Origin of the sequence: Peribacillus sp. NPDC096379 (assembly GCF_044762875.1) — a bacterium.
In the GTDB taxonomy this organism is placed as follows: Bacteria; Bacillota; Bacilli; order Bacillales; family DSM-1321; genus Peribacillus.
Genome location: NZ_JBIWFD010000001.1, coordinates 72,730 through 95,001, shown reverse-complemented (window position 1 = coordinate 95,001; position 22,272 = coordinate 72,730). Strand labels below are relative to the sequence as shown.

The following is a 22,272-nucleotide window of genomic DNA, read 5'->3' as shown; positions in this document are numbered from 1 at the left end:
TTACAAATTCTTAAAGCTTACCTATAAGTCCCCCATTTCCAAATCGAATAGCTTTATGTTGATCAATGCTTGCTCCTGCTTCTTTGACGAATCTTAGGAATGCCAAGAGATATACTCTTCTTGAAAGAATATGGATAATTTCAAATTCATATAAACAGTTATCAATCGTATTATAAATGCCTTTATTTACTCCGTACTGGTGATAGCACCATTGAAAAAAAGCAATTCAGGTAAATTAAGATACTCGCTCTTTTCTATCATCAGATAAAAGTCCCATTGCGTTTACATTTTTATTTTTCACGATGAATTCCCCCTAAATTTGTTGTATAAAAAGTTCATTAGAGGAAAATTCTCACCCCTCTCTATTTTTCTGCCCATATAATGCTAGGTATCTCGCGTTTTAGCACTGGCATAACGTCAGTGGTGAATCGCTCGAGCTGCTCTCTTTGCTCTTCTTCACTTAACCCATCTATACTGATACTTTGCACTTGATGTCCATAAGCCTCATGGTACTTTAAGATCTTCTCAATTACTTGATCAGCGCTCCCTACTAGAGCAGGTCCGTTCTTAACATTGTCTTCAAGATCTTTAAAGGGTGATTGATTGAACTTCGCTGCATCTGTGCCATTAAAAACGTCATAATATGGACGATAACGTTTCATTGCTTCTTCCGTTGTATTTGCCAAATACAAACCTCCAGCACCAGATCCGACAACTGCGTCTTTAGGATCATGACCATAATAAGCAAAGCGATCGCGATAATGATCAATCAGCTCTTTGTACTTGGCCCTTGGATGAAAGGTGTTCGATGAGAATATGGGTTCACCATATTTCGCTGCAAGCTCTGTAGAGACCTTGCTTGACGCGCTACCATGCCATACCGGGATATGCTGTTGAAACGGTCTCGGCTGTGTAGTTACGTTGTTTAATGGTGGGCGATATTTCCCTTTCCAAGTGACATTCTCCTCATTCCACAAGCGCTTAAGAAGTTCATATCGTTCAGCAAGGGATTCCCATTGCTCCTCTTCGGTAATGCCAAAGAGCGGGTAATGCCGCGGGTCATTGCCTTTACCGATGATCATATCTAGTCGCCCACCTGAGAGATGATCAAGTGTGGCATAGTCCTCAGCAACGCGCACTGGATCAAGCACGCTTAGAACTGTTACCGTAGTCAACAAGCGAATTCTTGAAGTCTTGGCTGCGATCGCAGTAAGAATTACTACTGGTGATGAGGAAAGGAATGGCGCACCATGCCGCTCTCCCACACCATACCCATCAAAGCCCAGCTCTTCAGCTAAAATAGCTTGATTTAATATTTGTTGAAATTTTTGCTGTGTAGTCAATATTTCTCCAGTTACACCGTTTGGGTGATTGCTCACAAGGTTAAACAAAACAAATTTCATCTACAAAGACCTCCACATATCATAAAGACTTAATTGTAAAAAAGAACTTTCCAACTTTAAGTGGATGTTCAAAAAGTCCCGTAAAAAAGCTTGCGAATTGCATCAAAGCTCTGTCTCCCCGGTCCTCACGTATTACTACATACGCGAAAGGTTCTCGAGATGCGCTCCTCGAACTTCTCGGCTCTTTTTATCCTCCTTTTTGAACACGCACTTTATCTGGAAAAGCTCCCTATTTTCCAATCGTCCCTGTATATTAATTACGCAGGATAATGACAGGCAGCCCAATGCCCACTATCTATTTCATGGAATAAGGGCTGTTCTTCCCGACAACGAGCCGTTGCTGCTGGACAACGCGTATGAAAACGGCAGCCTGACGGAGGGCTTGCAGGGGATGGAATTTCCCCATGTATCGAAATTAGCTCTCTTTGATGCCTTGGATCAGCAATCGGGATTGAACCGATAAGCCCCTTCGTATAATGATGAGCAGGATGTTTAAATAACTCTTCGCTCGGAGCAATTTCAACCAACTGACCTAAATACATCACCCCAATACGATCTGAAATATGACGGACAATATTTAAGCCATGCGCAATAAATAAATAGGTCAAATCAAGGTCATCTTGTAACTCCTGCATCAAGTTTACAATTTGTGCCTGAACAGATACGTCTAGTGCAGAAACAGCTTCATCCGCTAAAATAAATTGAGGATTGAGCGCAATTGCCCTGGCAATCGCAACCCGCTGTCGCTGACCGCCTGAAAACTCATGTGGATAGCGCTCCGAGCTGTTTTTATTTAATCCAACAGCCTCTAGGAGCTCTTGCACTCTAATTCGTTTTTCCTTTTTATTTAACGATTGATGAACTTGCAGTGGTTCGCCAATAATGTCGCCAACTTTCCAGCGAGGATTGACAGAACCATATGGATCCTGATAAATCATTTGCATATGCTTTCGTGTCTCTCGCAAGTCTTTATTACTTAACTTCGAAAGATCTTGATCCTGAAATAAGACTTTCCCACCAGACGCTTTCTCTAACTGTAAAAGAACACGTCCTAATGTCGATTTCCCACTTCCAGATTCCCCCACAAGGCCAAATGTTTCCCCTTTTTCAATTGTAAAAGACACATTGTCCACCGCTCTAACAAAGGATGAAGTTCCTGAGAATGTACGATTACCTAGCGGATAAAATTTACTAAGTTCTTGAATCGTAAACAAATTTTCACGAGGCTGCTCTTTTTTCCGAGGACGCTGTAGGTCAGATGTAGTCTGCAAAGTAGGCTTCTTCCAGCTATCAGTCTTTACTAATTCCTCTGAATACCAGCAAGCCGACTTCCGATTATTTACATCCAATAAGGGAGGTGCTTCATTTAAACAGCGCTCTGTCGCATACGGGCAGCGAGGATGGAACCGGCATCCGGATGGAAAATCCGATAACCCTGGAATCGAGCCGTCAATTGAAAAAAGCTTTTTACTCCGATCACTGTCGATGGTTGTAACAGACTGAAGCAATCCATGTGTATAGGGATGATGTGGCAACTCAAATAGTTGTAATGTTGTTGCCTGTTCAACAATACCACCTGCGTACATTACAATAATTCGGTCTGCCACCTCAGCCGCAATTCCCATATCATGGGTAATCAATAAGATCGACATACCAAACTCTGCTTTTAATTCTTGAAGTAATTGCAATATTTGGGACTGAATCGTAACATCTAATGCGGTTGTTGGCTCATCCGCAATCAGTAAATCAGGTCCCAAAGCAAGTGCCATCGCAATCATTGCACGTTGCAGCATGCCTCCAGATAACTCATTCGGATATTGCTTTAACCGTAATTCTGCGTCCGATATGCCGACACGCTGTAGTAAATAAATGGCACGTTCTCTGGCTTTTTCCTTGCTCGATTGTTTGTGTGCTAGGATCGTTTCAATAATTTGGTTGCCAATCGTAAACACGGGATCGAAAGCCGCCATCGGTTCTTGAAAAATCATCGCCATCTTTTTACCACGTATGGCACGTAGCTCTCTTTGAGAAAGTTGCGTCAAGTCAACATCATTCAGTCTAATATTCCCATCTGCTATTTTCCCATTTTCGTAATCAATCAATCGCATAATTGATTTAGATGCGACCGTTTTTCCACTTCCAGATTCTCCGACAATGCAGACCGTTTCCCCAGCTTGAATTTGAAAAGAAACATCCCGGATAGCTGTTAGATAGCCGTCTTTTGTTGTAAAGTCGACTTTCAGCTGCTGTATATCTAGCAATTGTGACATCTGCACCTCTCCTTTATCCCAGTGTAACGAACCATCAGTGAGGGATGAATAGACCTCTTACTGATGGTTCGTTTCACTTCATCATTCTACTTCGTTTTCGGGTCATATATATCCCGGAGTTTATCACCAATTATATTTACGGAAAGAACAAAAAGTGTAATAGCCAGACCAGGAAATGTCGAAATCCACCATCCTGTTGTTAAATAGCCTCTTCCTTGAGCGAGCAATGCTCCCCAGTCTGGAATTTCCTTAATCACACCCAATCCAAGAAAGCTTAAACCTGAACCAACCAATATGGAAGTGCCTAGGCCAATCGTTGCCATGACAAGCAGCGGGGACCAGGAATTCGGCAGGATATGCCAGATTAGAATGCGCCAATTGGGAGTACCAATGGAACGGGATGCCGCCACAAATTGCCGTTTTTTTATACTCATCATTTGTCCCCGCATTACCCGCGTATATCCCGGAATTGAAGAGACAGCAACCGCTAAGACAACGTTCATTAAACTCGGTCCAAGAGCAGCCGCAATGGCTAAGGCGAGCAGGATACCCGGAATCGTCATCAATATGTCAGTAAAGCGCATGAAGATCATATCCACCACGCCTCCAACATAACCGGCTAACGCGCCCAATCCTCCGCCAATCCCTCCGCCAATCAAAACGGACACAACGCCAATAATTAAAGAATCTCGGCTTCCATACACAACAAGACTAAGCACATCTCTGCCAAAATAATCCGTCCCTAGTAAGTGTAATGTACTAGGAGGACTTAAAATAAATTCTGTATGCATATACGTAGGCGAATATGGTGCGATCCACTGCGGAAATAGCGCGCACGCCACGATAAACAGCACAATCATTCCTGCTACATAAACGAATAAATTCGAAGCCGACAAGTTTATTTTAAGCTTGATTAAATTCCATTTCGGGGCGTTCCATATCGTTTTGGAATTAACTGCCTCTTTCATCCAATGCCACTCCTTTATCAAGTAAAACTCCCATCAGTGGGGGTTTACTGCCCGTTAATGCGGGATAAACACGCACTTTCAAGGATTTAATGAGATCTTCGTACCCTTGGATCGATGACTGAGTACGATAAATCAACTAAAAGATTAATAATGACGTAGACAATCGCACTGAAAAATATCACTCCTTGAATAACAGGTAAATCTTTTGCCATAATCGCATCCGCGATAATTCGCCCAATTCCCTGTCTCGAAAAGACCGTTTCGATTACGACTGTGCCAGCCATCATCTCGCCAATATTCATGCCAATAATCGTAATGGCTGGAATGAGCGCATTTCGGAGTGCATGACGATACATGACCACCCGTTCCGACAGCCCTTTGGCACGAAGAGTAACGATAAACTGCTCATTCACCACTTCTAGCATACTCGTTCGTACCATCCGGATTATTAAACCCGCACCAACAAAACCAAGAGCAAGAGAAGGCAATACAAGGGTTTTCCAGCCGTCAGATCCCATCGCGGGAAGCCAGTTCAAATTCACAGAAAAAATCAGTATAAGTAAAATTCCAGACCAAAATGTTGGCATTGAAATACCAAACAACCCAACTAAACGAGCCAAGATATCAATCCATTTATTGCGATAAATGGCGGATAGAACACCTAATGTTACCCCAATCACTATCGAAAAAATGGTACTTGTCAGTGTCAAAATAAGTGTAGCGGGAAAATGCATTAAAATTTTAGGTAAGACTGGATCACTATTGATTAAGGATTGACCAAAGTCTCCATGTAAAATGGCAGTGAAGTATTCAGCAAATTGCACATAAAACGGTTGATCTAGCCCTAATTCCCTACGCAAATTTTCGATCATTTCAGGTGTTGCGACAGAGGGATCTATCATTGAAAGTACTGGATCCCCCGGAAGCAAATAGATGATACAAAATACAAGGATTAAGGAGCCTAAAACCGATACGAATGAATTTGCAATTCTCACCAGCGTTTTGCTGATTAATGTCATACATACCAGCTCCTTTTCATTCTCTTATTGCCCAATACGTACATCATTGAATAGCGGATAGCCTAACGAATCGAATGTTATGCCATTTACTTTTTTAGATGCAGCTACCGTATATGGAAATACGTAAATGGGGATGATCACTGCTTTTTCAATGATGATTTGTTGCGCTTTTTTATAAATTTCTTCACGTTTTGCCGGCTCATGTTCGATTGTGCCTTGTTCTAGCAATTTATCTAATTCTGGATCAGAGCCTCCACCTAACATTCTTCGCGCGGCTTCCTTTTCCGGATCTGATGTATGGTATATATCAAGCAGTGAATTTGGATCACTATTTACTTGACTGTTTCCATACAAATCGTAATCCGCATTCTGATAGATAACCGTAGCTGTATCTTTTGTAATATTAATGTCCACTGCGATTCCGATCGCTTTTAACTGTTGCTGAATGATAACGGCTATATCATTCCTTTTTTCACGGTTAGGAGAACCATCAACATAATTTAAAGTAAGCTTTTTGCCATCTTTTTCGCGAATGCCATCCGACCCTTTTCCATAACCAAGTTCATCCAGCAGTTTATTTGCTTTATCTAGGTCCGGCTTCACACTATTTTCAAGTGATTCATCGTATCCTAACATGCCCGGTGAAAGAGGCGACCACGCTCGTTCGTAAGTGCCCATATACAATGTTTTAACAATCGAATCAACATCGATCGCAAGCTGGACTGCTTTTCGAACGTTTACATCATTCCATGGTTTATTTCTTTGATTAAAAAAGAGTGTATACGGTAAGCCGAGTGTATTTACTTGAAGCAATTGAGTTTTGGGATCATCTTTTAAAGACACAATATTTTGTGGTGGGACTGTTTCCACTGCAAGGACCTGGCCGCTTTGTACACTGCCGATTCGCGTTGCTTCTTCTGGAATGATTTTAAATGTAATTTTATCTAGATATGGAGCTCCATCATTTTCTACAATGGAAGGTGCCCATTTGTAATCATTATTTTTTTCGACTTGAATATCTGCATTTTCTATCCAGCTGACAAACTTATACGGTCCCGTACCTACTGGATGTTTGCCGAACTGATCTCCATCCTTCTTTGCTGCTGTCGGTGACACAATTCCAAGCAACGCCTGACTCAAATTGCTCAGAAAAGCAGCAGAAGGTGTTTCAAGATTAATTTTGATCGTGTATTCATCAATGACTTCTGACGATTTATACGGACGAATAAGTGCCAAGGCGTTTGCTGCTTTCGTTTCCGGATCTATAATTCGGTCATAGTTATATTTCACTGCTTCCGCATTAAATGGTGTCCCATCGTGGAAGGTTACATCTTCACGTAATTTGAAGGTATAACTTTTTCCATCTTCTGAAACTGTCCATTCTGTCGCAAGCCAAGGTTGAATCGTATTATCGGCTTTCTGCACAACGAGACTATCGAAAATCGTTCTAAATGCGCGGACAGACACCGCGAGTCCGCTTCGATGTGGATCCAATGTATCCGGTGATGTAGCCAATGCATAGGTTAGCTCACCACCTGTTGATTCTTTAGTTCCAGCCTTCCCGCTTGTATTTTCACTGTTACTCGTGCTTGCTCCATTGGAACATCCCGCTAAGAGAAGCAAAAAAGCTGTGGCAACCGTTAATGTTTTTGTCCAAGTAGGCCATTTCTTCACTTAAATCCCTCCCATTATTTTTTTACTGATTCTTGTACATACCTATTGATCGGGAATGGCAAACCGAGATTACCTCGTAATGTATCGGCCTCATATTCCGTCCGGAACAGTCCTCGTTTTTGCAGAATAGGCACAACATGATCAGTAAAATCTGTCAGATTGCTTGGAATGCTAGAAGAAATTATAAATCCATCCGCTCCTCCGGCTTCAAACCACTCTTGAATAAGATCCGCTACCTTGGACGGTGTTCCAATAAACGGAGTACGCGGTGTCGCTTCCCTTAGTGCAACTTGACGAAGTGTCAGATTCTGCTCTTTCGCCTCTTGTTTAATTCGATCTGTACCACTTTTAAAGCTATTTTGTCCTAATGCACCCAATTCCGGGAACGGTTCATCTAATGGATATTGAGAGAAATCATGATGTTCAAAATATCTTCCCAAATAGGCGAGTGCCTTATCGATTGTCATCAAGTTCGCAATTTCTTGGTATTTTTGTTCCGCTTCTTCCTCCGTTTTACCGACGATCGGTCCGATCCCTGGCAAAATGAGAATCTCATCTGGATTCCGTCCGAAAGCAGCCGCCCTACTTTTGACATCTTGATAAAATTCTTTAGCCTCTTCTAATGAAGGATGGTGTGTAAATATAGCATCCGCTTCTTTTGCTGCAAGATTTTTACCATCTTCCGAAGAACCTGCTTGAAAAATGATTGGGCGCCCTTGTTGTGAACGGGCACTATTAAGCGGCCCCTCCACAGAGAAGAATTCTCCTTTATGATTCAATTGATGGAGCTTTTCAGGATCAAAAAATACACCGGTTTCTTTATTTCTGACAAATGCATCATCTTCCCATGAATCCCATAAGCCTTTCGTGACTTGGATATATTCAGCAGCGATTTTGTACCGTTTTGCGTGATCTGGATGTTCTTCAATCGTTTTACTGAAGTTTAATGCCGTTTTCTCCAGAGGCGATGTCACGACATTCCATCCCGCACGTCCCTTACTAATATGATCAAGTGAAGAAAATTGCCGCGCAACGTTGAACGGTTCGCTATATGATGTAGACAGGGTTCCGGCAAGACCAATTCGTGAAGTAACAGAAGCAAGAGCCGATAGAATCGAAATCGGTTCAAAACGATTTAAGAAATGGGGAATCGATTGTTCATTAATATGCAAACCATCTGCAATAAAAACAAAATCAAATTTCGCTTCTTCTGACTTCTGGGCTTGATACTTATAAAATTCAAAATTTACACTCGCATCTCCTTGAACTTCTGGATGTCTCCATCCTGAAATATTGCCACCAACGCCATGGATAATCGTTCCAAATCTCAATTTTCTTTGTTCGGACATTTTCATTTCCCCTCTCGCTAATTATAATTATTCTTATAAAATTAGTCAGCTTTAATCGTAAAAAAATCAGTTAGTCTGTAAATATGGAGCGAGCACCTTTTCAAGATGATTGATTCCAATTTCTGTAACCCCTTCATACATACCATTCTGACCAATTTCAACTACAGGCACATGACGAATACCATATTTAGCTTCTAAAATATCGCGTCGTTCATCGTGATTTGTCACATCAATGGTTTGATAATCCACCTGTTTTTCTTCTAAAAATTGTTTTACCTCTGCACAATAGTGACATCCTTCTTTTGACCATACAACTACAGTTAATGATTTTGACATAATAAATTCCTCCTCTAACTTTAAATTCTTGATTTCTTAAATGAGCGTTTGGGCTATCAAACAGCTTTGTTACAAAATATACTCTTCTTCATTCTTTTTCTCTTCAGAATATGTCGGACTTAATAATTGAAACGTCCGGAATCGTTCTTCTTTTGTTTGAACCGGTGAATGCAAAATAAACTCATCCACTTGATATGTGTTATGAAGATGTGCTAACTCTTCTTTAATAAATACCGGTGTTCCGGCAATGATATTAGCCTCTTGTTCAGACACTTCATATGGCTCACCTGCTTGACTACCAAACGTCTCCGCTTGTTTTGCCGACTGAACGGTTACCGTGCGGCCGCTTTTGAGATGAACTTTAAACAATTTGTGATCCAAAGCAAGCTGTTCGGCTTCCGGCTTGGAAGGGGCAGCTATAACGGCAACCGACACGAGAAGACGCCCTCGTTTGTTTCTGGCATGAAACGCATTGGCTGCTTCTTCAAGAACGGAAATGTCGCTGTTAATGAAGCGAGCAAACACAAAATTCCAGCCATATTTAGCGGCTAATTTAGCGCTCTCTACACTTGCACCAAGCAAATAATTTTCCGTTTTCTCCGGCGGAACCGGTAAAGCCTGAATGCCAGCAAGTGAATGGTTTTCGTCGACCGAATTTTCAATCAATTGGTTCAAAAAAGAGAGCCGTTCTTCAAAATCTTCGCCATCATTCACGGTTCCAAACTGAAGTGCTTTTGACGATAACGGCAGGCCGCCTGGTCCTTTTCCGATTCCGAGATCTACCCGTCCTGGAGCTAGTGTAGAAAGGACATGAAAGTTTTCAGCTACTTTATACGAGCTGTAATGCTGAAGCATAACTCCTCCTGACCCAATACGAATCGCATTTGTTCGAGCAAGAAGATAGGAGATTAATACTTCCGGTGATGAACCTGCCAACTGTTCCGTGTGATGATGCTCCGATACCCAAAAACGTGAGTAGCCCCATTCTTCCGCTTTTTGAGCGAGTTGTACAGTTTGCTGGAGAGCTTCAAACGGTGATGCTCCTTTTTGGATTGGACTTTGATCTAGCAAACCAAGTTTATAACCCATACGCGCTTTCCTCCTATTTCTAATACCTATTTTTCAGGTAGGAATAATTAATTCAGATTCTAAACTATATCCTACCACCCCCAACAGCCAAAAGGCAATACTTCCAGTGATAGAAAGATTTATTCGATTCATTCAAAAAATCTATCAATCTGGTTGAAGTACTCGTGCAGATTCGTTCTCTTTGAACTTTTTGATAGATAAAAGAATGTCTTCCCATAAAAAAGGAATTTCTGCCCCATAGTATGTTCCGTGAATATGTTGTTTTAGCATCAGCAAGTGATCCACATTAATTTCTACAAGTTGGCCGGACTCCAACTCCTTTTTCATACATAAATAAGGTAAAAAACCAATCCCATTGCCAGATTGAATCAGTGATTTCGCTACCTCAAGATGATCGACCTGAAATTCGATGCGCGGTTCAATATTCGCCACTTCAAACATTTTGTGAACAAGGTTCCAGTTAAACGCACCACATTCAAAAAATACCATTGGTTCACCTGCTAATTGCTGTACGGTCAATTTCGAAGAGGATTGAAGCGGATGGCCTGGTTTTACAACGAGTCTTACGGAATTATCAAGAAGGGGTTCTTGCTGCAGCGCATTGTGTGCGATTTCTTTCATAAACGCCACATCAATTTGTTTCCGGAGCAGCTGATCCATCAAAGCATCATTAGACGCTGAAATGAATTTAAAGCGAATACCGGGATTAGCCTTTTTCCAGAGTGGCAGTGCAAATGGAATAAAATATTGGGACGTAATAAGATTAGCGCCAATAACGACCTCATCCTGATCCGTTTCTTTTTTCAATTTCTTCTTCCCTTGTTGAAGTGTATGGATAATCTGCTCAGCGAACGGAACGAATTCTTTCCCTTTTTCCGTCAAGACAATCCCTCGCCCTTGTCGTTCAAATAATTCGATGTCTAATTCCCGCTCCAGTGTTTTAATCCGTGCCGTAACCGTTGGCTGTGATAAAAACAACGCCTCTGCTGCTTTATGAATACTACTGAAATGGACAACATACATGAAAGATTCAATGTGGTCAATGTTCATTTTCTAAGCTCCTTTCCCCGAAGTACAGACAAAAAAGATGCCATACTCTTATAGCGTTCAGAAAAGCCAATGCGGATTCATCATTTTGGTGAAGTGAGGTTGGGTAAAATGGCCATATTACGGATTACCCCTTCCTTTTTTGCATTCCTATCCAAATCGTCTGTTCTTGTCTAGACATATAATTTACTAAAATCCTCGTATCCTAGCTTTTTAGTAAATATACCCGTTTATCTATGCAAACAGCGATTGAATATCTAACTATCCTCTACACTTGAACTATCCACCACTTAATTTCATACGAAACTTGAAGTGAGAGTCTTCTCGCCTGAAATGATAAAAGACTTTGACTCCTTGCATATATACAGCTAAGGGGCAAAGTCTCTAGTGGTCTAGTAGTAAACACAAATAAAAAGTCTACTTGCATTTATATTATTCCGATTAAACCAATTAATCAAGTTTGAATTTAAAACCAATTATTATCTTATAAAGTGGAACTTTCTTTCCGTTTCAGATTTATACTTGCTCTTGTTGCTTCGCTTCAAGAAAAGCGATTTTTACTTTGTTCAGTAATTCTTGATCAGTAAGTAACTTGTATCCGGCATGTGCCAAAGCTTTAGCACCGGTAAGGATGGCACGATTCCCCTGATCTGACTTCGCACATTCACGGAATTCATTGGTGTGAGCAATTAAATCATCCGGGCCGATTTTAATAAACGGATGAGCAGTCGGCACAACATGACTGACATTTCCAGCGTCCGATGAGCCATACCCAGTTGTTTTCCGAGGGATTATCGACTCTCCCAATTGGGTCAACTCTTCTGCCAATAAATCATCTAAAACCGGGTTGATGATAAAATTAAAAATTTCATTTTGAAAGCGTTCAATTTTAACAGTACTGCCAGTCGAAAGGGCTGCACCTTTAGCGATATTTTGAATTTTTTCAGATACGTTCTGACACTTTTTCCACGTTTCAGCGCGAATAAAGAAGCGGGCTGATGCATATTCAGGGATAATATTAGGGGCATCGCCACCGTTTGTAATAATGCCATGAATTTTTACATCGGAGGGCAATTGTTGCCTGAGGGCACCAATGCCATTAAATAATTGAATGACGCTATCGAGCGCATTGATTCCTTGATCCGGTGAAGCCGCTGCATGGGCTGCTTTTCCGTAAAAATGAAATTCAAGCGGATCGACAGCAAGAAAAGGGTTTGTCACGCCAGTTTGTCCTGACGGATGGATCATGATAGCTGCATCGACACCATCAAACAATCCTTGTTTGACATAGCTTCCTTTTGCACTTCCATTTGGCCCACCTTCCTCGGCAGGGGTGCCAAATACAATCACTTCCCCACCTGTTTCTTCGAGAACCTTTGCAAGTGAAATTCCAGCTGCTACACTTGTTGTGCCAATGATATTGTGACCGCAAGCATGACCTAGCCCTGGCAATGCATCATACTCAGCTAGAAAAGCAATTACCGGACCTTCTTTGGCAGATTTTTTTCTCGCAATAAAACCTGTCTCATGACCAGCAATATCGCGCTCCACATCGAAGCCCGCTTTAATAAGTAAAGCTGTAAGCGTATTAGAAGCAAAATATTCTTGGTTGCCGATTTCCGGATTTGCATGAATTTTTTGACTTGCTTCAACATACGTATTTGCATGTAGTACAAGATCTTCTTCAATGATTTGCAAGTGAACTTCCTTAACAATAGTCATCGTTTCTTGCCTCCTTCTAATTAGAAAGAAGCCAGACAAAGTTTCGTTATCCCTATCTGGCTTCGACTTTATTTTGTATCAATTTATTTAGCAGCAGGTTTCGTCCATGCATCTTTATAATTGACTAGCTCGTCTACTGAAACGTATGCCGGAATCTGGCTTCCTTTAAACGTATCATCTATGAATTGTTCTACCTTTTTAGATTGATAAAGCTCAACTAATTTCTGTAATTCCGGACGATCTGCATCCCCTTTTTTCACAGCAATAATATTAATATATGGTTTAGCTGTAGCATTTTCATGGAATAAAGAATCCTCTAATTTCAAGCCTGCCTCCACGGCAAAGTTATTATTAATAACAGACGCATCCACATCATCTAAGAATCGCGGTGTATTGCCAGCAGCCACTGCTTCAAACTTTAAGTTCTTCGGATTGGTTGCAATTTTATTTAATGCACCGTTTCCATCAAAATCCTCAACTAACGTAATCAAACCCGCTTCTTGTAAAAGTAATAAGGCACGTCCAAAGTTCGTTCCTTCATTTGGTACAGCAATTGTTGCACCTTCTGGCAGTTCCTCAAGCTTCTTATATTCTTTTGAATACAACCCCATTGGAGCAATAACTGTCGCACCGATTGCTTCTAAATCCAACTTTTGCTTTTTAATAGTTTCGTCAAAATAAGAAACCGTTTGAAAGGAATTGGCATCAATCTCCCCTTCTGCTAATGCTAGATTCGGCTGGATATAATCATTAAATTTAACGAGCTCGATCTTCAACCCTTCTTCTTTAGCGATATCAACGATATAATCCCATGTTCGTGTATCCCCGCTACTAACACCAACTTTCACTGTTTTTTCGCCGTCTGCACTGCCTTTTACATCGTTTTTTCCACATGCTGACAAAACAGCAAGCGTTAGAATTAAGATCGCTATTAATAATTTTTTCATTTTTTATTCCCCCAATTATCTTCTTCTGATTTTTTTGGACACGATATTTCCAGTTGATTGCAGTAATTGAACGATAACCACAAGCGCAAAAACCGTAACAATCATCGTCATCGTATCGAACCTTTGATACCCATAACTTAAAGCAAGGTCACCAACTCCACCCGCTCCAACCGCACCAGCCATCGCTGAAGCACCGACAAGACCGATTGTTGCTGTTGTAAACGTAAGGACCAATGAGCTAAGTCCTTCTGGAATTAAAAAGCGAAAAATAATTTGCCATGTCGTCGCTCCCATTGCTTCTGCCGCTTCGATAATTCCTTTGTCTACTTCCAAAAGGGAATTTTCCACTAGTCGCGCAATATAAGGCGCCGCATAAAATATCAAGGGGACAATCGCTGCATTTGTCCCAATTGCCGTACCGACTACGAATCTAGTAAACGGAATCAGAGCAACTAGTAAAATAATGAACGGTATAGACCTTAATATATTAATAACTGGGTTCAATACATTGAATACCCACTTATTCTCCAATATATGACCATTCCTAGTTATGACGAGTAAGATTCCCAGTGGAAGTCCTATCACAACTGAAAATAAGAGAGAGAAGGCAACCATATAAAGCGTATCACCAAATCCAGTTAACAGTTGATCTGCCGTAATTTCCATGCCCCATAATGTGTTATTCATGTACACTTACCTCCTGCACGAGAATATTTTCGGCTTGAATATAATCGTATGCCTTCTTAATCTCGCTTTCTTCTCCTGTCACTTCCATAATCAAATTACCAAACGGCGTTTCCTGGATTTCCGAAATATTTGCCGATAAAACATTTAAATCGATATCAAATTTTTTTGCAATTGTTGATAATAATGGTTTGCTTGAATTCACCCCAATAAAATTAATTTTCCAGATAACCGGATTTCCTTCCGACTGTTTTTTAAAACTCTGCGGAATTTCGTCATGAATCACTGTTCGGACAAAGTTTTGGGCAATCTCTGTTTGCGGCTTAGCAAATACGTCAAACACAGAACCTTGCTCAACAATTCTGCCACCTTCCATGACTGCCACTTTATTACAAATTTCGCGAATGACCGACATTTCATGGGTAATCAGCAAGATCGTGATGTTGTATTCCCGATTTACTTTCTTTAACAGTTGCAAAACAGCACTTGTCGTTTGTGGATCGAGCGCTGATGTCGCTTCATCGCATAGGAGAATCGAAGGATTGGTTGCTAGGGCACGTGCAATACCGATTCGCTGCTTTTGCCCGCCAGACAATTGCTCTGGATAATTTTTGGCTTTTCCCAAAAGGCCGACGAATTCCAATAATTCATTTACCCGGGTATGAATTTCTTTTGCAGGGGTACCCGATAAGATCAGCGGCATCGCAACATTATCAAAAACCGTCTTCGAATTAAGCAAATTAAAATGTTGGAAAATCATCCCGATTTTCTTCTTCTCCGCTCGTAAATCTTTCGGCTTTAACGAAGTCAATGCTTTGCCATTTACCAAAATTCGCCCTTCTGACGGACGCTCTAGTAAATTGACTAATCGGATCAGCGTACTTTTACCAGCACCACTGTAGCCGACAACACCGAAAATATCGCCTTTCTCAACGACTAAATCGATCCCTTTCAAAGCTTCAACGGTTTGTTTCTTCGATTCATACATCTTTTTCACATTTTGAAATTCAATCATCTGCTCTCCCCCATGTTGTTCCTATTATAAGTTGTAACACGAAAAAGCCTCTTCCATCATTAGACAGAAGAGGCTTACTTAGACAAATAAAAGATTACACTTCTATGAATTATCTAGCAAAGGCTTCTTCTTATCTATCAAACTTTCGTCCGTTGGAATTAGCACAGTATTTTTACAAAAGTAAAAACCTGTTGCCGAGGTATCATAGGGCCAAGTCCCTCCACATCTCTTGATAAGAATTTATCCATATATAATTTTATTTTCTATACTATATAACTTAATATTTAAAATGTCAATTAAATTCTAAAAAATCTGTGTGTTATGACTATGAAGTTACCCCATAGTGAAAGGGTCTGACCACATTTACTATAACCGTTTATCTCTGACATATTAAACGAGGTATAGAATTTGAGGGCAGACCCTTTTTAGATAATCTTGTCTTAATGTAGTTTTAAAAAAAAGAATCGTTAGTTCGGCAATCTCCTATCTAATCCAATACAAAATATTGCTTATGAAAACAAGCCCCCTGCCTCCAAGCATCAGGGATACTTGATTCGCAACCAAGCAAGACAATTAGATTTTTCAAACACTAAGGAACTTACTTCACCTTTTTGTCGATCGTATATAAAATGAGTTAAGCAAAACGAGTTTTTTCATTTTGATCAAAATTTATTACAAAGATTCCAGATCATTCCGGACACCCTCTAGAGACTGCTATACCTAACACATCATTAGAAGTTTTATGTTCGAGAAGATTTAGATTTATCAGACCTACTTCTTTTGTTAAAAATCGAGTCATAGATAGAAATAATCCAGTTTACAATTGGATCGAACAATCTTGGTAATTTTACAATCACATACGAGACAACAATTGCCACTATTAAACTGCCTACTACGTCAAACGGATAATGAAGCCCCGCCCAAATGCGGGAAAAGCCAGTTAATAGGGCTAAAATAAATAGAGGGATACCAATTTTTTTATACCGATACCACATAGCAATTGCAATCGTAAAAGCGCCTGTTGAATGATCACTAGGAAAAGAAGAGTCCGCAGCATGAGGAATCAAAGTCTGGACGTGATGTGTGACAAATGGACGCGGCTCATAGTATATCTGAGCAATAAGAACATTTACAACTAACGCAATAACTCCTGTTCCACCGGCATATAATACTGCCCGTTTCATAGGTTTTCCACCAAAGATCCATAGAACCAAAAGTACCAAAGCCAAAATGTAAATCGCTTTATTTGTTATAAAGACCATAAGAGTATCCAATGCATAACTATGACCCGATAAATTATGGATGCTTTTAAATAATTCGTAATTCATACAATCATCTCTTTCTTTGATTTCCTTAAATAGGTGGAAACTGTTTTATATAAATAGGGGCGGACAGTTTATTTATGGGATCACGGTCCCACGCCCCCGTTACACCACAGAGTATAAGTCCATATTGTTTGAACGGCCGGTGAAGAAGGTCGAGACATTATAGTGCTACGTTAGGTAAGTTATAAAAATATTGTAGGAAATATAATTGGGAAAGGAGCACTAGCTCTTTCGCAGTCCATAATATAAACAATAGCTTTCCTAATTTGATGAGAAATCTATATGAATTACACATACCGATAGTCATTTACCTTCTAGATTATATGGATTTTCCTTTCATATCGATATCTCTTTGCCTCTTTCTTCTTCTATTGAAAACAACTTTTGATAGGATAATACTAATTTCATATATGAGAATTAAAGGTACAGCTACAGAAATATGAGAAATAAACTCAGGCGGTGAGATCATAGAAGCAATAATCACCAAAATGAAATAAGCATATTTTCTTAACTTTGTTAAGCTATGTGGGTTAAGAACACCAATTGATGTTAAAAACATCATGACGAGAGGTAATTCGAAAGCAATCCCAAATGGCAAAGTGGTTTTTATTAAAAAGTCAAAGTATTTTTCAGCTGTAAAAGAAGGAACCATCATATCCTTACCTAAGTTTATAAGAAAATTCAAAAGGTTAGGAAACACGAAATAATAGCCGAACCCTAATCCAGCAATAAAAAGGATGAATAATCCCGGTATATACGCAAGAGTTACTCGTCTTTCTTGCGGCTGTAAACCAGGCTTTACAAACATCCATAATTGGTAAGCGACAATTGGAGTGGTCCCAGCAAAAGCGAAAACACAAGCAATATGGAAGAAAATCCACATAATATCGCCTGGTCCTAAAATAAGTAACGGATCATCGAAACTCCCCATAAAAAATAAATATATTTTTTTCACAAAAAAAAGCCCTATTATCAAAAACACTAAGAATGATAAAGCAGAAATAATGATCCTTCTTCGCAACTCCTCCAAATGTTCAATTACATTAAGGGTTTTATCATCCAAAATAAAGTGCCACGCCTTTCTGAAGCCACCATATAAAGTATCTTATAAGCGGTCAAATAGTTTATTGAACTGCTTTATCTCCTACATAAATAGGAATTTTGTTAATGATTAATTATCCTTTATGAGATGCGTGAAAAATAACATGTGCGAATTTCTCTCAACTTTCAAAATCAAGAGTTTCCCATCATAAAAGTCCTAACTTACTTATGGAATCAAGTGTTCAAGTCGGAATTTAGTCTTTATGAACTCCTTGGTTAGTAACTAGTAACAGAATGACTTATTGAATTGATTTTTTCATGTTCTTCGTATACACCTGTTCCATCGTCAACTTCTAATTCAGCATCCTTAAAGGTGCCAGGTGCTTATTATGTGCAATTTTCTACCTTTCCATTTCGGGTTTACTTTGTTTTTTCGCTAAAACAGTATTCTCTTGTTTTTCACTCAACTCTAACTGTTTCACGTGCTTGTAATCGATTGAAAATGTTAGATTTACTAATCTTGAGTTTTCCTTGGTAGAAGAAATTTGAATATTAGTGGATTTTTCGTGCATTGTATACGCAATCATTGAATTTGTTTTTTTTACCTATTCATGTTCACTACTGACAATCCCATTTACCATCAATTTTCTTGCTCTTCACAACACCGTAAAAATATGTATATTCTTAACCTTTTTCTGACCTTACTGGGTTAATCATCTTTTTCACAGGCAACTAGGCGTTGAACTATTAAGATCTTTATTGTCTTCGCCAACACAAGGACGCCATCTAAGTCAAGTCTAGACACCTATATTCGTTAAAAAAAGAATCTTAAATGGAATTCTCTTTTTGCCACTTCAACAATTTTCATTGAGTAACCCATATTATTCCTTGAAATACAAAAGTCTGACCCATGATTCCTTAGCGAACTAACGCAATGAAATCAGACAAACTTACCACTCTATTCTTTTTTTCTTGACTAGTGGGCCTTTCATTGTCCTGTGACAAAAACGCTTTTAAAGCTTGTTTGTTTTTCTCATAATCAATTTTTAGGACGGATCCTACGTTCACCCGTTCATTAACATAAGAATCTTTAATAGGTATTCTTAAGCTTTCCATTTGTTTAGATTTCCCTGCAATCAAACCTTTCCCGATTGCAAAAATGGTTCCTATATCTACATTTGTATCAATGTACGGATCCGCAACTCCAAGTATCTTTGGCAGGTTCACAACACTTTGCATAGAGGCAGCCTGTTCCTTAATCTTAGACAACGCTTCTTGTTGCCTTTCCACTCGCCCAAAATCACTTAAGCGATCTTGACGAAAACGAACATATCCTAGCAATTCCTTACCATGCAAAATTTGTTTACCTGGATGTAATGTCATTCCAATTCCATAAGACATTTCATATGGAATCTCAACCTCTATCCCGTCAGGTGCGATAATATCTACAATTTTCGAAAAGCCGTTAAAATCAACAACAGCATAGTAATTAATATCAACATCAAAATTTTGCTTAATCGTTTGTCTTACAAGTTCTGGTCCGCCAAACGCAAAAGCGGCATTCATTTTTTGCTTGCCGTGATTTGGAATATCAACATACGTGTCTCTCATTATAGATGCGATTTTCAAACTATGAGATTTTTGATTATAATGAGCAATCATTAACGCATCAGAACGTGCTTGTTCATCACCTCTAGCGTCAGATCCTATTAACAGAATATTAATTTCACCAAATTGAGGCTCCTTCCCTTGAAACGGATCAAACATTGTTCCATCATTCTTATACATCCCATCGCTCGCCTCAGATAATCCTTTATTATACTGATAAACACAATAAAAGATCACGATGATTAATAGCGAAATCAACAGGAAAAGGTTTCTTTTCCATTTATTTTTAGTCCTATTTCTTTTCTTCATATATAAAATCACCATTCACTTAAATTAAATCTTTTACCTAAAAATGTTGTTTAAAATTAACCTTTTTAGTAGATTCAGGTTATTTTTCAAACTAAATTGTTAGAACTGCATGTTAAACAAATTAGATATGTTACGCCTCATTTTTTTATCGATAGTGCATTTGTTACAAGTTGTACAGCGATTGCGTCGTCTAAATAGCCAATCGGAAATATATAATCCGGAATAACATCTACGGACAAAATGAAATATAGAAGTGCACTTCCAATTATGACGAGTTCACCCGGAGTCCCCTTCATCCTGCTGAATTTCTCATACATATTCTTCAAATGATTAATAAACGGACCTATGCTCCCAACTTTCTGAAGCTTCTCTTCAAAGCTATTAAGAATCGTTTCTTTCCCTTCTTCCGTTTGTGTATATTGTTCATAATTAGCTAATTTCTGTTCCACACTTGTGATTGTAAAATTATTAATATTTATATCAGAGGATTCGAGAAATTTTTGAATGCTGTCAACAGAAATATGGATATCTGAATCTAGCTTTTCCTGCCTCTGCTCAATATCATAACCTGCAGCTACAAATAGCTCAGTGATTGGCACATTAAGGATGTCTGCAAATTTTCGTAGATGTTCGGGAGTTGCTTTTCGCTTACCGTTTATGATCCTTGAGATTGTAGCTGTATCGATTTCAGTGAGCTCACTAAGTTTCCGCATTGATAATGAACGTTCCTTTAATAATTCTTTTAGCACAAACCCTAGATTACTTTTTTTTCCTTCAGTCATACTCTCACGTCCTCTCTCGAATTTATTAAATTCTTATAGTTAAAATGAACTAAACATACTCCTTATTAACATTCACAGTATTTCGGTATTGAACTTAAATATTCTATATAAATAACGTAAGTTGTGGAGAAGTAGGTACTACAAACAGCAACAGCTCTTGGAAGTTGCAAAGCTTCCTATAATAGAATCCTTAAAGAACTATTAAACTCTAATCAATATATGGTGACTTTGACAAATCGCCAATGAAAAATGTACATTTTTTTAAAAATTTTACAAATAGTATGGACGGGTCTTTACTCAGATGACTTACATATTTTCATTCCTGCTGAACATATATTTTTTTGTTCGTATATTTACACTTAATACTAATCCTAAAGCAATCATATTCGTTAATAGCGCACTTCCTCCATAACTCAAAAACGGTAGGGCGATTCCAGTAATCGGCATTAAACCGATGGTCATTGAAATGTTTTGAAAGATTTGAAAAGTGATTAACCCAATAACCCCAGCACATATGTATGAACCAAACACATGATTCGATTGTAAAGCAATAACGGTGATTCGATAAATCAGAATAAAGTACAAACTTATTAAGATAGCGGAGCCAATAAAACCAAATTCCTCGCCAATGACAGAGAAGATAAAATCCGTATGTGCTTCGGGTACCCTTCCACTCTGGACTTGTGTTCCCTGATTAAATCCACTCCCTGCCATACGTCCTGATCCAATTCCTAAAATGGCTTGAGTTAGTTGATATCCATAGCTTGAAGCAAATTCTTGTGGGCTCAGCCAACCATAGATTCTCTCCAATTGATGGGGTTTAATAACTTTTGAAAAAACGTCAAAAAAGTGGTTGTGTAAATAGACAAGAAACGCAATTAAAACCGTAAAACAAGAAGCTAAGAGAGCAATCATTTTGAATGATATTCCTGAAGCAAGAATTAAACTGAAAGCGATGGCAGCAATAACGAGTGCTGAACCTAGATCAGGCTGTACCAATATTAAATAGAACGGAACTATCGTAAGCATAGCAATTTTTATTGTCGTTAGAATACTCTCTGTGAAGGATAGCCCTCGATTTGCAAACCGATGTAAAATGGTTGCTAAATAGATAAGTAAAAACACTTTCATAAACTCTGACGGCTGTAGCTCAAAAAAGCCAAAGCTAATCCATCTAGTAGCTCCGTTTTTAAACGTTCCGAAAAAGTGAACGAGAATCAATAAACTAATCCCTACAAAATACAAAGGGGCAGCCAATTTTTCTAGTAATTCAAAATCGAATTTCGCTACCACCACCATTACCACTGCGCCAACGAAATACCAAATCACTTGTCTTTTTACAAAATACAAAGGGTCCTGTGTTTCATATTGGCCTGATCCACTATACACAGCTAGTAAGCTATAAATAAATATACAGAATAAAGTAAATAACAATATATAATCAAGCTGTTGTTCATTTTTTATCAACGAATTTTCACCACTCCTACGATATATTAACTCGACTCTTCACCATTTGTTTCCAAGGAAGTGTTTCTATTTTTCATATGCACTGGTTGACCAAATTGTTAAAGTGAGCGTTGATACTAGAGTATCGTTTTGGGATGTGGTCTCACATAAATTATTGGTTAATTTTTTTCATCAAATTCCTTTTGGGTAGTAAAAGCCAGCTTTTCTTCAGACATAC

Annotated in this window: 18 protein-coding genes and 1 riboswitch; all 18 genes read right to left on the bottom strand. The window is 39.0% G+C overall.

The window, feature by feature from the left end:
* Positions 1-362 precede the first annotated feature (362 nt).
* Positions 363-1,403, bottom strand: a complete 1,041-nt coding sequence (locus ACIQZI_RS00520; RefSeq protein WP_403068032.1) for an LLM class flavin-dependent oxidoreductase — start codon at positions 1,401-1,403, stop codon at positions 363-365.
* 257 nt (positions 1,404-1,660) lie between these two features.
* A complete protein-coding gene (locus ACIQZI_RS00515; RefSeq protein WP_403068029.1) occupies positions 1,661-3,673 on the bottom strand; it encodes an ABC transporter ATP-binding protein in 2,013 nt (670 codons plus the stop codon).
* Between the two features lie 86 nt (positions 3,674-3,759).
* Positions 3,760-4,641: an ABC transporter permease gene (locus ACIQZI_RS00510; protein ID WP_403068026.1), complete on the bottom strand. Its 882-nt coding sequence runs from the start codon at positions 4,639-4,641 to the stop codon at positions 3,760-3,762.
* Between the two features lie 86 nt (positions 4,642-4,727).
* Positions 4,728-5,660 carry an ABC transporter permease gene (locus tag ACIQZI_RS00505; RefSeq protein ID WP_403068023.1) on the bottom strand — a complete coding sequence of 311 codons (933 nt, stop codon included), beginning with the start codon at positions 5,658-5,660 and terminating at the stop codon, positions 4,728-4,730.
* 24 nt (positions 5,661-5,684) lie between these two features.
* The gene (locus ACIQZI_RS00500) at positions 5,685-7,334 is read right to left on the bottom strand and encodes an ABC transporter substrate-binding protein (protein WP_403068020.1); all 1,650 of its coding nucleotides are present in this window, start codon (positions 7,332-7,334) and stop codon (positions 5,685-5,687) included.
* A 14-nt stretch (positions 7,335-7,348) separates the two neighbouring features.
* Positions 7,349-8,683 carry an LLM class flavin-dependent oxidoreductase gene (locus ACIQZI_RS00495; protein WP_403068018.1) on the bottom strand — a complete coding sequence of 445 codons (1,335 nt, stop codon included), beginning with the start codon at positions 8,681-8,683 and terminating at the stop codon, positions 7,349-7,351.
* Positions 8,684-8,749: 66 nt separating this feature from the next.
* On the bottom strand, positions 8,750-9,019 hold the full coding sequence (locus tag ACIQZI_RS00490) for a glutaredoxin family protein (protein WP_062175804.1): 270 nt from the start codon (positions 9,017-9,019) through the stop codon (positions 8,750-8,752).
* A 69-nt stretch (positions 9,020-9,088) separates the two neighbouring features.
* The gene (locus tag ACIQZI_RS00485) at positions 9,089-10,108 is read right to left on the bottom strand and encodes an LLM class flavin-dependent oxidoreductase (RefSeq protein WP_403068014.1); all 1,020 of its coding nucleotides are present in this window, start codon (positions 10,106-10,108) and stop codon (positions 9,089-9,091) included.
* 144 nt (positions 10,109-10,252) lie between these two features.
* Positions 10,253-11,158, bottom strand: a complete 906-nt coding sequence (locus tag ACIQZI_RS00480) for a LysR family transcriptional regulator (protein ID WP_403068011.1) — start codon at positions 11,156-11,158, stop codon at positions 10,253-10,255.
* A gap of 513 nt (positions 11,159-11,671) precedes the next feature.
* The gene (locus tag ACIQZI_RS00475; RefSeq protein WP_062175797.1) at positions 11,672-12,877 is read right to left on the bottom strand and encodes a M20 family metallopeptidase; all 1,206 of its coding nucleotides are present in this window, start codon (positions 12,875-12,877) and stop codon (positions 11,672-11,674) included.
* Positions 12,878-12,960: 83 nt separating this feature from the next.
* The gene (locus ACIQZI_RS00470) at positions 12,961-13,824 is read right to left on the bottom strand and encodes a MetQ/NlpA family ABC transporter substrate-binding protein (protein ID WP_403068007.1); all 864 of its coding nucleotides are present in this window, start codon (positions 13,822-13,824) and stop codon (positions 12,961-12,963) included.
* 15 nt (positions 13,825-13,839) lie between these two features.
* Entirely contained in the window at positions 13,840-14,490 is a 651-nt protein-coding gene (locus tag ACIQZI_RS00465; protein ID WP_062182899.1) for a methionine ABC transporter permease, read from the bottom strand.
* 13 nt (positions 14,491-14,503) lie between these two features.
* Positions 14,504-15,523, bottom strand: a complete 1,020-nt coding sequence (locus ACIQZI_RS00460; protein ID WP_403068004.1) for a methionine ABC transporter ATP-binding protein — start codon at positions 15,521-15,523, stop codon at positions 14,504-14,506.
* Positions 15,524-15,650: 127 nt separating this feature from the next.
* Positions 15,651-15,762: riboswitch (SAM riboswitch) on the bottom strand.
* A gap of 501 nt (positions 15,763-16,263) precedes the next feature.
* Positions 16,264-16,851 (bottom strand): undecaprenyl-diphosphatase, encoded by a 588-nt coding sequence (locus ACIQZI_RS00455; RefSeq protein WP_403068001.1) that lies wholly within the window; start codon positions 16,849-16,851, stop codon positions 16,264-16,266.
* 316 nt (positions 16,852-17,167) lie between these two features.
* Positions 17,168-17,878 (bottom strand): twin-arginine translocase subunit TatC, encoded by a 711-nt coding sequence (tatC, locus tag ACIQZI_RS00450; RefSeq protein WP_403071913.1) that lies wholly within the window; start codon positions 17,876-17,878, stop codon positions 17,168-17,170.
* Positions 17,879-18,807: 929 nt separating this feature from the next.
* The gene (locus ACIQZI_RS00445) at positions 18,808-19,806 is read right to left on the bottom strand and encodes an LCP family protein (RefSeq protein WP_403067998.1); all 999 of its coding nucleotides are present in this window, start codon (positions 19,804-19,806) and stop codon (positions 18,808-18,810) included.
* Between the two features lie 137 nt (positions 19,807-19,943).
* Complete coding sequence (locus ACIQZI_RS00440; protein ID WP_403067995.1) at positions 19,944-20,588, bottom strand: helix-turn-helix domain-containing protein; 645 nt, start codon at positions 20,586-20,588, stop codon at positions 19,944-19,946.
* 306 nt (positions 20,589-20,894) lie between these two features.
* Positions 20,895-22,052, bottom strand: coding sequence for a rod shape-determining protein RodA (gene rodA, locus ACIQZI_RS00435; RefSeq protein ID WP_403071910.1), 1,158 nt, complete (start codon positions 22,050-22,052; stop codon positions 20,895-20,897).
* Between the last annotated feature and the right edge of the window lie 220 nt (positions 22,053-22,272).

Bases quoted from the DNA above. Each gene is read 5' to 3' on its own strand.
- ACIQZI_RS00520 (WP_403068032.1), bottom strand. From the start codon at position 1,403: ATGAAATTTGTTTTGTTTAACCTTGTGAGCAATCACCCAAACGGTGTA.
- ACIQZI_RS00515 (WP_403068029.1), bottom strand. From the start codon at position 3,673: ATGTCACAATTGCTAGATATACAGCAGCTGAAAGTCGACTTTACAACA.
- ACIQZI_RS00510 (WP_403068026.1), bottom strand. From the start codon at position 4,641: ATGAAAGAGGCAGTTAATTCCAAAACGATATGGAACGCCCCGAAATGG.
- ACIQZI_RS00505 (WP_403068023.1), bottom strand. From the start codon at position 5,660: ATGACATTAATCAGCAAAACGCTGGTGAGAATTGCAAATTCATTCGTA.
- ACIQZI_RS00495 (WP_403068018.1), bottom strand. From the start codon at position 8,683: ATGTCCGAACAAAGAAAATTGAGATTTGGAACGATTATCCATGGCGTT.
- ACIQZI_RS00490 (WP_062175804.1), bottom strand. From the start codon at position 9,019: ATGTCAAAATCATTAACTGTAGTTGTATGGTCAAAAGAAGGATGTCAC.
- ACIQZI_RS00485 (WP_403068014.1), bottom strand. From the start codon at position 10,108: ATGGGTTATAAACTTGGTTTGCTAGATCAAAGTCCAATCCAAAAAGGA.
- ACIQZI_RS00480 (WP_403068011.1), bottom strand. From the start codon at position 11,158: ATGAACATTGACCACATTGAATCTTTCATGTATGTTGTCCATTTCAGT.
- ACIQZI_RS00475 (WP_062175797.1), bottom strand. From the start codon at position 12,877: ATGACTATTGTTAAGGAAGTTCACTTGCAAATCATTGAAGAAGATCTT.
- ACIQZI_RS00470 (WP_403068007.1), bottom strand. From the start codon at position 13,824: ATGAAAAAATTATTAATAGCGATCTTAATTCTAACGCTTGCTGTTTTG.
- ACIQZI_RS00465 (WP_062182899.1), bottom strand. From the start codon at position 14,490: ATGGAAATTACGGCAGATCAACTGTTAACTGGATTTGGTGATACGCTT.
- ACIQZI_RS00460 (WP_403068004.1), bottom strand. From the start codon at position 15,523: ATGATTGAATTTCAAAATGTGAAAAAGATGTATGAATCGAAGAAACAA.
- ACIQZI_RS00455 (WP_403068001.1), bottom strand. From the start codon at position 16,851: ATGAATTACGAATTATTTAAAAGCATCCATAATTTATCGGGTCATAGT.
- ACIQZI_RS00445 (WP_403067998.1), bottom strand. From the start codon at position 19,806: ATGAAGAAAAGAAATAGGACTAAAAATAAATGGAAAAGAAACCTTTTC.
- ACIQZI_RS00440 (WP_403067995.1), bottom strand. From the start codon at position 20,588: ATGACTGAAGGAAAAAAAAGTAATCTAGGGTTTGTGCTAAAAGAATTA.